The sequence below is a fragment of the Sphingobium sp. B10D7B genome (genome assembly GCF_025961955.1).
Classification (GTDB): domain Bacteria; phylum Pseudomonadota; class Alphaproteobacteria; order Sphingomonadales; family Sphingomonadaceae; genus Sphingobium.
The window spans coordinates 1,558,109-1,571,025 of record NZ_JAOQOQ010000001.1; the positions used below are offsets into that span (position 1 = coordinate 1,558,109).

Genomic DNA, 12,917 nt, shown 5'->3' on the forward strand with positions numbered 1-12,917 from the left:
GAGCGCGCTACCCCGCCGACATGATCGACTGTCCCTCATCGCCGCTGGCCCTGCATCTGGATCGTGACGCGCTGATCGCCAATTGGCGCTGGCTGGCAGGGCAGAGTGGGGCGGCAGCCTGCGGGGCAGCCCTTAAGGCCAATGGCTACGGCCTGGGCGCGACCGAGGTTCTTCAGCATCTGCTGGCCGCCGGGTGCCGGGATTTTTTCGTCGCGACATGGCAGGAAGCGGCGGCTCTGCTGCCATTGCTGGAAGGCGCATCGCTCAGTGTGTTGCACGGGGTGCGCGCGGAAGATTTGGCTTTTGCGCTGACAGCACCGGCAAGGCCGGTGCTGAACAGCGCCGCGCAAGTCGCCCGATGGAAAGCTGCAGGCGGCGGCCCGTGCGATGTCATGATCGATACCGGCATGAACAGGCTTGGCCTGCGCCCCGATGAGCTTGGCTCTGGCGTGCTGGATGGGCTGGAGATCGAGACACTCTGCAGCCACCTTGCCTGCGCCGATGAAATGTCCGATCTGAACGCGGTGCAGTGCGCGCGCTTCGAGGCCGTGCGGCAGCAGGTGCCTGCGCGGCGCTACAGCCTGGCCAATAGCGCCGGCATTTTGCTTGGGAGCGACTACGCTTTCGATCTGACCCGGCCCGGGCTCGCGCTCTATGGCGGCCTGCCGACACCAGCTGCGACCGGCCATATCCGCCCGGTCGTGCGTCCCCATGCGCAGATCCTCCAGCGGCGCCGGGTCGAAGCTGACGAAACAGTGGGCTATGGCGCGACCTTCACCGCGAAGGCGCCCGTCGAGACGGCGATCGTCAATCTTGGCTACGCAGACGGCTATCTGCGCGCTTTTGCCGGGGGAGGGGCGATGCTCCATGGCGGAGAGCGGCTGCCGCTGCTGGGGCGCGTCTCCATGGATCTGATCGCCGTCGATGTCAGCGCGGCACCGGATCTGGAGGAAGGGGACTGGCTGGAGGTAGCGTATGATCTGCCCACCGCCTCAGCGCACACCGGTCTGTCGCAATATGAGTTGTTGACCGGACTGGGCCAGCGGTTCGAGCGGCGCTGGGTCTGATCATGAACCGCCCGCCAGCGCGCTCAAGGCAACGCTGACGGGCCTGTTCCTCATTCTGCGGTGTCGGAGGCCTCGCCCTCGGCCGCCGGCATGTCCGCCTCGACCTCGTCCGTGCTTTCCTCAATCCGCGCGGCACTCACGACATGCTCGTTCTGCGCCACGTCGAACAGGCGCACGCCCGCAGAACCACGGCCGATCACCCGAAGGCTGCTCAGCCCCATGCGGATGAGCTTGGCCTGATCAGTCACCAGCATGAGCTGATGCTCGCGGGTCGCCGGGAAGCTCGCCACGACCGGGCCGTTACGCTCGATATTGTCGATGTTGGTGATGCCCTGGCCACCACGCCCGGTGCGGCGATACTCGAAGGCCGAGGAGAGCTTGCCATAGCCATTGGCGCAGACGGTCAGGATGAACTGCTCGCGGGCGCGCAGCGCCTCGAAACGGTCGGCGGCCATCTTCGGCTCGCCCTCCTTCTCGCCCTTCCATGGCGCGAAGCGCAGATACTCCTCGCGCTCTTCCATGTCCTGAATACCGGCACGCTGGAGCACGGAGAGGGAGATGACCTCGTCGCCTTCCTTCAGCGTCATGCCGCGCACACCGGTGGAGTTGCGGCTCTGGAACTCGCGCACATCATCGCCGCGGAAGCGGATCGCCTTGCCCTGGCGGGAGGCCAGCAGCACGTCATCTTCTTCGCTGAGGAGCGCGACGCCGATCAGGCGGTCGTCGGCGTCCTCACCCTCAAACTTCATCGCGATCTTGCCGTTCGAGGGGATATTCGCGAACGCATCCATGCTGTTGCGGCGCACGCTGCCCTTGGCGGTGGCGAACATGACATGGAGCTGCGCCCATTCATTCTCATCTTCCGGCAGTGGCAGCACCGTCTGGATGGTCTCGCCCTCGGCCAGCGGCAGCAGGTTGACCATCGGACGTCCGCGTGTGGCCGGCCCGCCTTCCGGCAAGCGCCAGACCTTGAGGCGATAGACCTTGCCCAGCGTCGAGAAGAACAGCACCGGCGTGTGCGTGGAGGTCACGAACAGCTCGGTAACGACATCCTCTTCCTTGGTCGCCATGCCGGCGCGGCCCTTGCCGCCGCGGTTCTGGGCGCGGAAGGTATCGAGCGGCGTGCGCTTGATGTAACCGGACATGGTCACGGTCACGACCATGTCTTCGCGCTCGATCAGGTCCTCATCCTCGATGCCGTCGGCAGCAGGGGCGAGGGTGGAGCGGCGCGGCGTCGCGAATTCGGCTTCGATCGCGTCGAACTCTGCGCGCATCACTTCGAACAGGCGAACGCGGCTGGCGAGAATCTCGAGATAGCCCGCAATCGCGTCAGCCAGCCCCTTGAGCTCATTGCCAATCTCATCGCGGCCAAGCGCCGTCAGCCGGTGCAGGCGCAGATCGAGAATGGCGCGAACTTGGGCGTCCGACAGATGATAGACGCTGCCCGAGGGCTCATCATCTGCCGCTTCGACCAGCTTGAGATAGGGCGCGATGTCCCCGATCGGCCAGGCGCGCGCCAGCAGCGCCTCGCGGGCCGCCGCCGGGCTGCTGGCCCCCCGGATCATGCGCACGACTTCATCAAGATTGCTGACCGCAATGACGAGGCCGAGCAAGATGTGGGCGCGGTCCCGTGCCTTCGCCAGCTCGAACTTTGTCCGGCGCGTGATCACTTCCTCACGGAAGCGCACAAACGCCTCGATGATGTCGCGCAGCGTCAGCAGCTCGGGCCGTCCGCCACGGATGGCGAGCATATTGGCCGGGAAGCTCGACTGGGCGGGCGTGTGCCGCCACAGCTGATTGAGCACCACATCCGCCGTGGCATCGCGCTTCAGCTCGATGACGACGCGAACGCCCTCGCGGTTGGATTCGTCGCGAATGTCCGAGATGCCCTCGATCCGCTTGTCCTTTGCCGCCTCGGCGATCTTTTCGACGAGGCCGGCCTTGCCGACCTGGAACGGAATTTCGGTGAGGACGATCTGCTGACGGTCCCCGCGCAACGTCTCGATCACATGGCGCGAGCGCATGATGATCGATCCGCGCCCAGTCGTGTAAGCCGAGCGGGCACCGGACTGGCCGAGGATGAGCGCGCCGGTCGGGAAGTCCGGACCCGGCACGATTTCCATCAGCTCTTCAGCCGAGATCGCGCCATTATCCATGTACGCCTTGCAGGCGCGCAGCACTTCGCCGAGATTGTGCGGCGGGATATTGGTGGCCATGCCGACCGCGATGCCGCCCGCGCCGTTGACCAGCAAGTTCGGGAAGCGGGCAGGAAGCACCTGCGGCTCGCTCTCGCTGCCATCATAGTTCGGCAGGAAATCGACCGTGTTCTTGTCGAGATCGTCGAGCAGCGCATTGGCGACCTTGGCAAGGCGCGCCTCGGTGTAGCGCATGGCCGCGGGTGAATCCGGGTCCATCGAGCCGAAATTGCCCTGGCCGTCGATGAGCGGCACGCGCATCGACCAATCCTGCGTCATGCGTGCCAATGCGTCGTAGATCGAGCTGTCACCGTGCGGGTGATATTTACCCATCACGTCGCCGACGATGCGGGCCGATTTGCGATAGGGCTTGTTATAGGTGAAGCCCATTTCGTGGGCGCCGAACAGGATGCGGCGATGCACGGGCTTCAGCCCGTCGCGCACATCCGGCAGCGCGCGGGACACGATCACCGACATGGCGTAGTCGAGATAGCTCGACTTCATCTCATCGACGATGTTGATCGGGCTGATATCCGAGGGTTCGGCGAGGATTGTCTCGTCGCTCAAGCGTTTTCTCTTATGATTACGTGGTGGGAACTCGAAGCGGTGTGACTAGCCCGCGACTGCAGAAAAGGCCAGAGAAAAGGGCAAAATTGCACGCTGCCTCGAACCGGTCGAAGCCGAATGGGGGCGGGAGCGCGACGGCTTGCGGATTTCCCATGCCAACCGGCATCGCGCCCTCATGACAAGCTCCGGAACCGTGGTTATAGCGACATTCAATTCCCGTTCACGCGTGATCCTGCAGTGCAGGGCCATGAAGTCAGCGGGATCCGCGACTTGGGGGCCGAGATCTTAGTTCTGGAGGAATATTTGATGCGTCTGTTCAATACCACTGCTCTTACGATCACCCTGGCCGCGTTTGCGGCGGGCGCCTTCGCAACGGCTCCCGCATCGGCGCAGAGCCGGGATGGCAAGCAGGCCGAACAGAGTTCGGCACCCAAGATTTCGCTGAGCCGCGGCTTCCAGAAGGGAGCGGTCGAAGCCCAGGAGCTGGTCAAGAAGCAGGATTTTGCGGGCGCAAAGGCGAAGCTGGATGAGATCCAGTCCACGGCGACGAAGCCCGACGATCGCTACTTCTTCGGCAGCCTGCTGCTGCAGGTCGGCATCAACCAGAAGGATGAGGCCATCCAGCGCCAGGCTCTGGAAGCGATGATCGACTCCGGCATGACGCCAGCGACCGAAGTGGCGAAGTTCCACTATTTCGTCGGCCAGTTCGCCTTTAACGCCAAGCAATATGATCAGGCCCGCACGCACTTCCAGTCGGCGATCGACGGCGGCTATGGCGGCCCCACGCCGGACGTGCTGATCGCCAACACCTATTTCAACGAGGCGCAGGACCAGATCGTCAACAACCAGTTCACCGATGCCGGCAAGGCGAAGGTGGAGCAGGGCCTGCCGCACCTCAAGCGCGCGATCGAACTGCAGAAGGCATCCGGCCAGCCTGTCGATGCAAGCTGGTACAACAAGGGCCTGAGCATGGCGGTGTTCGCCAAGTCGCCCACGCTCTCCGACTGGACCAAGCTGGCACTGCCGGTCAGCGGCACGCCGGACAACTGGGCGCTGGTGCTGCGGATGTTGCAGGACGAATATCCCAATGCGACCCGCGACGAGAGCATCGACATCATGCGTCTGATGGCGGCAACCAAGTCGCTCAAGAGCGCCTATAACTACAATGAATATGCAGAGGCCGCCAATCGCCTCGGCCTGCCCGGCGAGGTCAAGGCCGTGATCGATCAGGGCCGCTCCAGCGGCGTTCTGAGCGGCACCACGCTGTCCGACCTCTATCAGGTCGCGACCAGCGGGATCACGCAGGATCGCGCATCGCTGGCAACTTCGGAGAAGAGCGCAGCGTCTGCCGCCACCGGCAAGCCCGCCGCAAACACCGCCAGCGCCTTCATGAGCTATGGCGACAATGCCAAGGCCGTGACCCTGTATCGCCTCGCGCTGCAGAAGGGTGGCGTGGACGCGGACGAGGTGAACACGCGCCTCGGCATCGCGCTGGCACGTTCGGGCGACAAGGCCGGCGCTCTGGAGGCATTCGGCAAGGTCAGCGGCACCGGCGTGCGCAAGCGGACGGCCGACCTCTGGACGGTGTGGCTGAACAGCCCCAACGCCTGAACACCTGCGGTTTGATCAAAAAAGTTAGAATGCCGGCGGCTCTGTCGCCGGCATTTTTATTGGGCGTTGGACGGATTGCCTCAGCTCTCGGCCATGCGCGCGCTCAGCGGCCGACCGGCACGCCTGGCAGGTTCTTGGACGTGCGGATCGTCAGCGACGTCTTCACGCTGGCCACATTGGGCGCTTGCGTCAGCTGCGAGGTGAGGAACTGCTGGAAGCTGCGCAGATCCTGCGCCACCACCTTGAGGATGAAATCGATCTCGCCGTTCAGCATGTGGCATTCGCGGACTTCCGGCAGCGCCGCGACATGGGCCTCGAACGCCTGCAAATCCTCTTCCGCCTGACTTTTCAGGCTGACCATGGCGAACACTGTCGTCGTGTAGCCCAAGGCGACCGGATCGAGATGGGCGTGATAGGAGGCGATGAAGCCGCGATCCTCCAGGCTTTTCACCCGGCGCAGGCAGGGCGGGGCGGTCAGGCCGACGCGCCGTGCCAGCTCGACATTGGTCAGGCGGCCATCCTCCTGAAGCAGGTCGAGCAATTTGACGTCGGTCTCATCCAGCGAACTACCGGGCATAGGGGACATTTCCTTTCACGGTAGATGTTCTTGCAGACATATAATGTCGCTGCAACGTAATTGTCCCACAATGCAACGTCCCATTTTTTAACGCTAGGCGGGTCGGTTTACCATCAGTACACGCGGTTCCGTTACAGGGGCCAACTGAATGCGTTTCAACGATCTTCTGCGGACGGTGCTGGCCAATGGCGGCGAGGGCACAGGTGCCGCCGTGACGCGCTGGCGCCAGTGCATGGATCTGCTTGCCCAATATGATGTCTCTGGCGTGGAAACCCAGAAGCTTTCGCCGGACGAGGCGCATACCATCCTGACGATCCTGCAGGAGGCCCGCCCGAAGGTGAGCCTGGAAGGCCGCATCGCGTCCGTCGTGGAGCTTGGGTCCAGACTTCGCTCGCCCACGCTGGTGCAATGGCTGGCGGGCGACCATCCTTCGGTTGTCGTGGCGATGATGAAGTCTGTCCGTCTGACGGGCGAAGACTGGGCCGCGATCATACCCCATCTGGGTCCGCTGGCGCGCAGCGTTCTGCGTCGCCGTCCGGATCTGCCGGATGCCGCAATGGCCGCGTTACGACGCTTCGGCGAAGTCGATCTGTCGCTGCCCGCAGCTGAGGTTCGGCAGGCGGAAGCCGGGACGTCGAGTGCGGACCGGGTTGTTGGGACTGAGGAGCTTGATCGCCCGGGCAGCACGGACGAGGCAAGCCAGATCGGCCGTCTCGTTGCGCAAATCGAGCGGTTCAAGAAGGCAAACCCGTTCAAGGCGGCCGGCGCCGCTGAACCGGTGCCGGATGCGGTCCAGCCAGAGTCTCGGGTCCAGAATACGCCGGACGCCGATGTCGACAGCTTTCAGTTCGAGACCGATGCCTCGGGCCTCGTCCGCCTGACCGACGGCGCATTTCCCGAGGCGATCATTGGCCTGAGCATTGCGACGCCGGGCGTGGATGTCAGCCATGGAGTGGATGGCGCCACGCTGGGGGCATTTCGGCACCGCGCAGCTTTCGAGAATAGCCGCCTGACCTTGCAGGACGGTGCGCTGGCGGGCGAATGGCGCATCTCCGGCGAACCGCATTTTGACCGGCAGAGTGGCCGCTTCCGAGGCTATACCGGCATCGCCCGGCGTGAGCGGCGGTTCGAGGCGCCGGTGCGCCCCATTGAAACGCAGGCGAGCGAGGAGGGCGCCACGCTCTCTGCCACCAGTACGCGGCAACTGATCCATGAGTTGCGCACGCCGCTCAATGCCGTGCAAGGCTATGGCGAAATGATCGAGGCGCAGATCCTCGGTCCGGTCCCCGAGGTCTATCGCGACATCGCCCGCGCCATTCTGGCCGATGCGCGCGCATTGTTGACGACCTTCGACGATCTCGACGCGGCGAGCCGACTGGAGCGGGGAGACCTCTCTGCCCAGCAGGATGATGTCGATCTGACCGCTGCCCTTCACAGGGTGGTGGACGCGGCCGGCTTTGGCCAGACCGTCAATCTCTCGGTCGAGAGCGGTTCCAGCCTTGTGCATGGCGACCGCAACCAGATCGAACGCATGTTGAATCACCTGATCCGCATCGGCCATGCCGGCTTGGCTGCGGGGGAACAGCTTGTCCTGTGCGTCTGCCCGGCGCCGGAGCGCGCCTCCGTGAGCTTGACGATGAGTCGCCCGACGGCCTTGCGCGGCATTGAGGCGCGCGCCTTTCTCGAACAGGGTTATGTGGTCGAGCAGCGCCTCTATGGCGACACGCCGCCGCTCGGCCTTGCGTTCACCCTCAAACTGGTGCGGGGAATCGTCCGCCATCTCGGCGGGGAGTTCGCCATCACGGCACAGGCCTTCGGCATCGTGCTGCCGACCGCGCCCGAGTCCTATCGCGAGCAGGGCCATAACGGCTGATCCGACGCCTGTTCGCTCCGCTCGCCACCATGCATCAAGACTTGCCAAGCAGGATCGCCGCAAGCTAACGCGCCCAGAGCCGGCGCCATGTGCGCTGCGGTGGAGAATGGGGCCTGTAGCTCAATGGTTAGAGCTGGCCGCTCATAACGGCTAGGTTGCGGGTTCGAGTCCTGCCGGGCCCACCATCCATCGAAGAGCCGACGTTGCTGCGCCTTGCGCTCCTCGCCAGAGACGGAGCGACCGCCCGGCTCGGCCGTGGCAATGCCGATCACACTATTCAGAAAATAAGGGAAAAGTGGTCGGGGAGACAGGATTCGAACCTGCGACCCTCTGCTCCCAAAGCAGATGCGCTACCAGGCTGCGCTACTCCCCGATCCAGGGCGGGCCTTAGCTTTCGCTTTGCCCTTGATGCAAGCACAAAGGCCGCGCCGATCCGGATGTGCCCGGTGGAGGCGCAGGGATGATCGCAAGAAGATCACCGGTGCCTGTAACTGGCAGGCACGATCCAAACGGCATTGCCGGTGACCGTACCACCAAATGTAAAGGCGGCGCCGATGATCGACGCCGCCCTTGAACAATGCGCAGAAGCGCAGTCGCAGATTACTCTGCTGCGTTCGCCGCGTTGTTCGAGACGTTGGCGAGGTTGTCCATCGCGTTCGCAGCATTGTCAGCAGCGTTGGCAGCGGCGTCCAGCTCGTTCACAACCAGCTCGTTGGAGACGTTGTTGGTCTCAGCAGCCGGCTTCTCGCCGCACGCTGCAAGGCTCATGAGCGCGATCGCGGCGCCGGCCACAGCAAACTTCTTCATATTATTAGGCTCCCATAGCAAAGGTCGTGCACAGCAAAGGGCACGAGCGGCCCAATTAACGCATGCCGCAGGGAAATCAATAGCCTTATCAACCAAAGTGCTTGGCAATAAGGGACGGTTTTTCGTGTGGGACAGCGCTTTGATAATGATGGCGCGAAGAGCGGCGGAGCGGGACAACCCGGGATTTGCCAATGGACCCGCCGTAAGCTAACCGGGCGCCAATTCAAAGACACTCCATTCCGCTCAAGAGGACCGTTTCCCAATGGCCGTCCAGTACAGCTTCGTCATGAAGGGTCTGACCAAGACCTTCCCCGGCGCAAACAAGCCGCTTTTCAATAACATCCACCTTCAGTTCCTGCCGGGAACAAAGATCGCGATCATCGGCGTCAACGGCGCCGGTAAATCGACGCTGATGAAGGTGATGGCCGGCTTCGACAATGATTATACCGGCGAGGCTTGGGCCGCCGAGGGGATTCGCGTCGGCTATCTGCCGCAGGAACCACAACTCGACCCCGACAAGACGGTGATCGAGAATGTGAAGGACGGCGTGCGGCCAGTCGCCGATCTGGTCGACCGGTTCAACGAGATCAGCGCGATCATGGGCGATCCGCCGGAAGATTGCGATTTCGATGCGCTGATGACGGAGATGGGCGAGCTTCAGGAGAAGATCGACGCGGTCGACGGCTGGACGCTCGACAACCAGCTTGAGATCGCCATGGAGGCGCTGCGCTGCCCGCCGGGCGACTGGAGCGTCGACAATCTCTCGGGCGGTGAGAAGCGCCGTATCGCCCTGTGCCGCCTGCTTCTGGAAAAGCCGGACATCCTGCTGCTCGACGAGCCGACCAACCACCTCGATGCCGAGAGCGTCCAGTGGCTGGAGCAACACCTGATCAACTACACCGGCAACGTGATTCTCGTCACCCACGACCGCTACTTCCTGGACAATGTCGTCGGCTGGGTGCTGGAGCTGGATCGCGGCCGGGGCATCCCGTTCGAGGGCAATTATTCGAGCTGGCTGGACGCCAAGGCTAAGCGCATGGCGCAGGAAGAGCGCGAGGATGCCGGTCGGCAGAAGGCGATCAAAGAAGAGCTGGAGTGGATCCGGCAGTCGCCCAAGGCGCGCCAGACCAAGAGCAAGGCGCGTATCCGGGCGTTCGATGAGTTGGTCGAGAAGCAGGAGAATCGCGCGCCGGGCAAGGCCCAGATCGTCATCCAGACACCCGAGCGCCTTGGCGGCAAGGTGATCGAGGCCAAGAACCTCACCAAATCCTATGGCGACAAGCTGCTGTTCGATGATCTCTCCTTCACGCTGCCGCCGGGCGGCATTGTCGGCGTGATCGGCCCGAACGGCGCGGGTAAATCTACGCTGTTCCGGCTCATCACCGGGCAGGAACAGCCCGATTCGGGCAGCATCGAAGTCGGGCCGACCGTGCGCCTGGGCTATGTCGACCAGAGCCGCGATGCGCTCGATCCGAATCATAACGTCTGGGAAGAAATCTCCGGCGGGCATGATCTGATGACCATCGGCAAGCATGAGTTGCAGACGCGCGCCTATGTCGGCGCCTTCAACTTCAAGGGGCCGGACCAGCAGAAGAAAGTTGGTCAGCTCTCGGGCGGTGAGCGCAACCGCGTCCACATGGCCAAGATGCTCAAGGAGGGTGGCAACGTCCTCCTGCTCGACGAACCGACCAACGACCTCGACGTCGAGACGCTGCGCGCGCTGGAAGACGCGCTCGAGAACTTCGCCGGCTGCGCCGTGGTCATCAGCCATGACCGCTTCTTCCTCGACCGCCTGGCGACTCACATCCTCGCCTTCGAGGGCAACAGCCATGTCGAATGGTTCGAAGGCAATTTCGAGGCCTATGAGGAAGACAAGCGCCGCCGCATGGGCGATGCGGCGGATCGCCCAACCCGACTCGCGTACAAGAAGCTGACCCGCTAACGGAGTCTTGTAGGGAGGGGCAGGGGGCTCGGTGGGTCAGAGACTCATCGCCGCTCCCGCCAGGCCGCTCGGCTGCCCCTACTGCAGCGTTGGAGCCGTTCTGGTGCTGCGGGGGATGGCGTTGACGGACAAAGGGTCACCACCGTTCTGGCGCTTCAGGCCAGCTGGGTCACCAGCGTCCGCCGACTCGGCGCGGATCAACCCAATGTGGCGAGGGCGCGGGATGTCAGCGCGACGCCGGGCTACGCGTTGCGCCACTGGCCGGTGGCGATAACCGGCAGACCCTCGACGCTGCGATTATACTCATAGGTCCAGACCCGGCGCCCACTATCCAGCAGGTCGACCTCGATGCGGCGATACTCTGACGCACTGGGCTTATCGGGATCGTACAACTCATAGACATCCATCTTCTCGAGCAGCAGCGGATCGCGGATGCCGATCAGTTCGCCATGCACCACGCCGGACTCGCCCGTTACCAACCCGGGATACTCCCCCAGATGATAGAGCCGCCCGACCACCCGGTCCGGCCCGATGCGGCGAACGCCGCCCTCCATGCCGAGCGCGGCGAAGCCCGGTCCGCCTGTCATCAATAGTCCGTAGACGAAGAAGGCGACTTCTGTGTCCATCGCCTATTCGAACGGAGCGAAGTCGCCGCTCTGCTCATCGAGCACGTGCAGGACGCCATCCGATATGGCGAAGAATGCGCCTCGGAGCGCCAGCGCGCCGCTGGCTTCCTTTTCCGCGATCCACGGGAAGGTGCGCAGATTGGCGAGGCTGACCTTGACGGCGGCCAGTTCCATCGCCCGGCCTGCCGCGCCGCCATGGTCGCTGCCATGCGTCGCGACGACCTCCGCCCGCGCGTCGTCCAGCAGGGATATCCAGTTCGCGATGAATCCGCCTTCGCCGGGCGCCGCATCGTGCATGGCACGGGTGAGCGCCGCGTTGCAGCCGCCGCACATGCCATGGCCCATCACAAGAATTTCGCCCACGCCAAGGAACTGCACCGCGAACTCGACGGCAGCGGAGACGCCGTGCCGCCCCGGATTGGTCTCGAACGGCGGCACCAGCGCCGCCACGTTGCGGACGACGAAGATCTCCCCGGGACTGGTGTCGAAAATCTGGGTCGGATCGACGCGGCTATCCGAGCAGGCGATCACCATCACGCGCGGGCTCTGGCCCTCACTCAGTTCCGCCCAGCGCGTGCGCTGTTCAGACCAGTCCTGACCGCGAAACCGGCGATATCCTTCGAGCATGTCTGAAAACTGTACCATGGCAATTTCTTTGCCGATGATCGTGGGGGCTGGCAAGCGGGCTTTGCGGTCGCTATCTGGGCGGCATGAACGATCTCTCGTCCGATCCCGCAGGCTTCCGCCCGCGCAAGCCCGACTGGATCCGCGTCAAGGCGCCGGTGAGCGCCGGTTACGAAGCCACACGCAAGTTGATGCGGGACAAGGGGCTGGCGACGGTCTGCGAAGAGGCGGCCTGCCCGAACATCGGCGAGTGCTGGACCAAGAAGCACGCCACGGTGATGATCCTGGGCGACACCTGCACCCGGGCCTGCGCCTTCTGCAATGTGAAGACCGGGATGCCCCGGCCTGTCGATCCGCGCGAGCCGCAGAACCTGGCGGATGCCTGCGCCGAAATGGGTCTTGAGCACATCGTCGTGACGTCGGTGGACCGCGATGATCTGGCCGATGGCGGGGCGAGCCAGTTCGTGAAGGTGATAGAGGCGTTGCGCCGCACGACGCCGGAAACGACGATCGAAATTCTGACGCCGGATTTCCGCAACAAGCATGAGGCCGCCGTCGAGGCCATCGTCGCGGCGCGGCCGGATGTCTATAATCACAATCTGGAGACCGTGCCCCGGCTGTATCCCACGATCCGCCCGGGCGCGCGCTACTATGCTTCGCTGCGGCTGCTGGAGACGGTGAAGCGGCTCGATCCCTCCATCTTCACCAAGTCCGGCATCATGCTGGGTCTGGGTGAGCAGCGCCTCGAGGTCCATCAGGTGATGGACGACATGCGCTCGGCGGATATCGATTTCCTGACCATGGGCCAGTATCTGCGCCCGACGCCCAAGCACGCCGCCGTCGCGGAGTTTGTGACCCCGCAGGCGTTCAAGGCTTATGCGGCTATCGCGCGGGCCAAGGGCTTCTTGCAGGTCGCTTCCAGCCCGCTCACCCGCTCAAGCTATCATGCCGGCGACGACTTTGCCCAGATGCGCGCCGCGCGCGAAACCGCGCTCGCCAAAGCCGCGATGAAAAGCAGCCTCTGAACC

General features: G+C 63.9%; 10 protein-coding genes and 2 tRNA genes. 6 read left to right on the forward strand and 6 right to left on the reverse strand.

Features of this window, described 5'->3' with window-relative positions:
* Positions 1-20: 20 nt before the first annotated feature.
* Positions 21-1,067, forward strand: coding sequence for an alanine racemase (gene alr / locus M2331_RS07340; protein WP_181559670.1), 1,047 nt, complete (start codon positions 21-23; stop codon positions 1,065-1,067).
* A gap of 50 nt (positions 1,068-1,117) precedes the next feature.
* Here the strand turns inward: alr and gyrA are convergent, their stop codons facing one another.
* Positions 1,118-3,829 (reverse strand): DNA gyrase subunit A, encoded by a 2,712-nt coding sequence (gene gyrA, locus M2331_RS07345; protein ID WP_181559671.1) that lies wholly within the window; start codon positions 3,827-3,829, stop codon positions 1,118-1,120.
* A 306-nt stretch (positions 3,830-4,135) separates the two neighbouring features.
* Between gyrA and M2331_RS07350 the strand changes: the two genes are divergently transcribed.
* Positions 4,136-5,440 carry a hypothetical protein gene (locus M2331_RS07350; protein ID WP_181559672.1) on the forward strand — a complete coding sequence of 435 codons (1,305 nt, stop codon included), beginning with the start codon at positions 4,136-4,138 and terminating at the stop codon, positions 5,438-5,440.
* Between the two features lie 103 nt (positions 5,441-5,543).
* Here the strand turns inward: M2331_RS07350 and M2331_RS07355 are convergent, their stop codons facing one another.
* The gene (locus M2331_RS07355) at positions 5,544-6,017 is read right to left on the reverse strand and encodes an Lrp/AsnC family transcriptional regulator (RefSeq protein WP_181559673.1); all 474 of its coding nucleotides are present in this window, start codon (positions 6,015-6,017) and stop codon (positions 5,544-5,546) included.
* A gap of 148 nt (positions 6,018-6,165) precedes the next feature.
* Here M2331_RS07355 and M2331_RS07360 point away from each other — a divergent pair, with 148 nt between their 5' ends.
* Both M2331_RS07360 and M2331_RS07365 read left to right on the forward strand, forming a co-directional pair.
* Complete coding sequence (locus M2331_RS07360) at positions 6,166-7,890, forward strand: HAMP domain-containing histidine kinase (protein ID WP_181559674.1); 1,725 nt, start codon at positions 6,166-6,168, stop codon at positions 7,888-7,890.
* A 109-nt stretch (positions 7,891-7,999) separates the two neighbouring features.
* Positions 8,000-8,075: transfer RNA gene (locus tag M2331_RS07365), tRNA-Ile, on the forward strand.
* A gap of 111 nt (positions 8,076-8,186) precedes the next feature.
* Here M2331_RS07365 and M2331_RS07370 read toward each other — a convergent pair.
* Both M2331_RS07370 and M2331_RS07375 read right to left on the reverse strand, forming a co-directional pair.
* Positions 8,187-8,263: transfer RNA gene (locus tag M2331_RS07370), tRNA-Pro, on the reverse strand.
* A 227-nt stretch (positions 8,264-8,490) separates the two neighbouring features.
* Positions 8,491-8,697 carry a hypothetical protein gene (locus M2331_RS07375; RefSeq protein ID WP_181559675.1) on the reverse strand — a complete coding sequence of 69 codons (207 nt, stop codon included), beginning with the start codon at positions 8,695-8,697 and terminating at the stop codon, positions 8,491-8,493.
* 262 nt (positions 8,698-8,959) lie between these two features.
* Here M2331_RS07375 and ettA point away from each other — a divergent pair, with 262 nt between their 5' ends.
* Positions 8,960-10,639, forward strand: a complete 1,680-nt coding sequence (ettA, locus tag M2331_RS07380; RefSeq protein ID WP_181559676.1) for an energy-dependent translational throttle protein EttA — start codon at positions 8,960-8,962, stop codon at positions 10,637-10,639.
* A 242-nt stretch (positions 10,640-10,881) separates the two neighbouring features.
* Here ettA and M2331_RS07385 read toward each other — a convergent pair whose 3' ends face one another.
* Together M2331_RS07385 and M2331_RS07390 are read right to left on the reverse strand one after the other, a co-directional pair.
* Positions 10,882-11,265, reverse strand: a complete 384-nt coding sequence (locus M2331_RS07385; RefSeq protein WP_181559677.1) for a gamma-glutamylcyclotransferase — start codon at positions 11,263-11,265, stop codon at positions 10,882-10,884.
* Positions 11,266-11,268: 3 nt separating this feature from the next.
* Complete coding sequence (locus M2331_RS07390; RefSeq protein ID WP_181559678.1) at positions 11,269-11,910, reverse strand: carbonic anhydrase; 642 nt, start codon at positions 11,908-11,910, stop codon at positions 11,269-11,271.
* Between the two features lie 65 nt (positions 11,911-11,975).
* Between M2331_RS07390 and lipA the strand changes: the two genes are divergently transcribed.
* Positions 11,976-12,914, forward strand: a complete 939-nt coding sequence (gene lipA / locus M2331_RS07395) for a lipoyl synthase (protein ID WP_181559679.1) — start codon at positions 11,976-11,978, stop codon at positions 12,912-12,914.
* Positions 12,915-12,917: the final 3 nt, after the last annotated feature.

What these genes read in the sequence shown, in the direction of transcription:
- alr (WP_181559670.1), top strand. Translation starts at nt 21, where the DNA reads ATGATCGACTGTCCCTCATCGCCGCTGGCCCTGCATCTGGATCGTGAC.
- M2331_RS07350 (WP_181559672.1), top strand. Translation starts at nt 4,136, where the DNA reads ATGCGTCTGTTCAATACCACTGCTCTTACGATCACCCTGGCCGCGTTT.
- M2331_RS07355 (WP_181559673.1), bottom strand. Translation starts at nt 6,017, where the DNA reads ATGCCCGGTAGTTCGCTGGATGAGACCGACGTCAAATTGCTCGACCTG.
- M2331_RS07360 (WP_181559674.1), top strand. Translation starts at nt 6,166, where the DNA reads ATGCGTTTCAACGATCTTCTGCGGACGGTGCTGGCCAATGGCGGCGAG.
- M2331_RS07375 (WP_181559675.1), bottom strand. Translation starts at nt 8,697, where the DNA reads ATGAAGAAGTTTGCTGTGGCCGGCGCCGCGATCGCGCTCATGAGCCTT.
- ettA (WP_181559676.1), top strand. Translation starts at nt 8,960, where the DNA reads ATGGCCGTCCAGTACAGCTTCGTCATGAAGGGTCTGACCAAGACCTTC.
- M2331_RS07385 (WP_181559677.1), bottom strand. Translation starts at nt 11,265, where the DNA reads ATGGACACAGAAGTCGCCTTCTTCGTCTACGGACTATTGATGACAGGC.
- M2331_RS07390 (WP_181559678.1), bottom strand. Translation starts at nt 11,910, where the DNA reads ATGGTACAGTTTTCAGACATGCTCGAAGGATATCGCCGGTTTCGCGGT.
- lipA (WP_181559679.1), top strand. Translation starts at nt 11,976, where the DNA reads ATGAACGATCTCTCGTCCGATCCCGCAGGCTTCCGCCCGCGCAAGCCC.